Raw genomic sequence first — 1,528 nt, forward strand, 5'->3', positions numbered from 1 at the left:
ACCGTAGTCCGACGGGGTCGGCCTGCCGCCCGAGGCCGATACCTCCAGGCAGTGCGAGATGATCTCGTTCAATACCTCCAGGTAGCGGGCGCAGAGGCCCTCGGCAGTCGACGGATGGTAGCGGCCGCGGTCATAGCCCCAGTACACCTCGAAAACACCGTCCTGTACCGCGCTGTTCACCACCATGCCCCCGCCGAAACGGTGCCCCTCCCCCGTCTCGGGACCACGACCCTCACGCGAATGCGACAGCAACGAGCCCCCATCCGCCGACCCCCCGAACTGCCCCAGGTAGTTGAACACCACGTCCCAAGGATCACCCGAAAGACCGTCCCTGCCGCAGATGTAACGCAGCACACCGTAGCCAAGCCCCTTGTCCGGTACACGCCTCAGCATCTCCTTGGTACCCTTCACCAGGTCCCCCGTATCCGCATATCCCCCCTCCAGCAGCACCGGGTAAAGGCTCGTGAACCACCCGACCGTATGCCCGAGGTCTATCCCAGGAGCCACGGCCTCCTCCCGGCCGTGCCCCTCAAGGCCGATAACGATGCCATCAAGACCGCTCCATCCGCCCAGCGTACGGTAGAGCGCCGACAGCAGCAGGTCGTTGATCTCCGTGTTGTAGGCCGGACCCGCTCCCTGCAGCAGGGCCGATGTGCCATCCCGGTCCAGTACCATACGGACAACGGACCAGCCTGAGCCGCCAGTCGGCCCCTCGTCCGGAAGACGCATCCCCTTTTCCGAGATACCCTGCCAGTAACCCGCCTGCCCCTGGAGGCGCGCGCTCCCCGCATAGCCCTCCAGCCCCAAGTACCATTCCCGGCAGGAACTGCCCTTAGAGCCCAGATCCGCCCCGCCTTCCAGCAGGCGCCGCAGGTCATCCTCCAGCACCCGCCACGATACCCCGTCAACGGCAAGGTGGTGCACAACGACCAGAAGACGGTCGGCAGCGTCATGCCCGCCCGTGCGCAGCAGAACGAAACGGCAAACCCTGCCCCTCTCTATATCCAGCGACCGCTGGTAACGGCCGCACGTCTCTTCTATCCAACCTTCCAGCGAGCTCCCACCAGCCCCCGTCATCTCCTCCTCTTCCAGTTCCGGCAAATGCTCCCCGTAGTACTGCCGCCACGCACCGTCCTTCAGCTCGTAACGGAAACGCAGGGCGTCGTGACGCCCCACCAGCGCCCCTACGGCTGTGCGCACCACTCCCGAGGGAACCCCGCGGCCGAGGCGGAAAAGCATGCTCTGGTTGTAATGGCTCAACGGAGCGCCATCCCCCAGCCCCTCAAAGTACCACCGCTGGATAGGAAGAAGGCCGCTTTCCCCCGAAAGCAGTCCCTGCTCCGAGGTCACCGCCCCCGCCGTCCGGCCCGTCACCGCCGTGGCAAGCAACGAGACCGTCTGGTAGCGGAAGATGTCACGGGGGCGCACATCGTAGCCCGCCTTCCGCGCCCGGCCGGATACCTGGATCGTGATGATCGAATCGCCCCCAAGTGAAAAAAAGTTGTCCCCCGTACCGACGGGCGACACC

Annotated in this window: 1 protein-coding gene; it reads right to left on the reverse strand. The window is 65.4% G+C overall.

The features are described from left to right. A partial coding sequence (locus RYH73_RS26530; RefSeq protein ID WP_335316465.1) for a condensation domain-containing protein occupies positions 1 to 1,528 on the reverse strand: 1,528 nt, incomplete at both ends.

Origin of the sequence: Olivibacter sp. CPCC 100613 (assembly GCF_036959255.1) — a bacterium.
Lineage (GTDB): Bacteria > Bacteroidota > Bacteroidia > Sphingobacteriales > Sphingobacteriaceae > Olivibacter.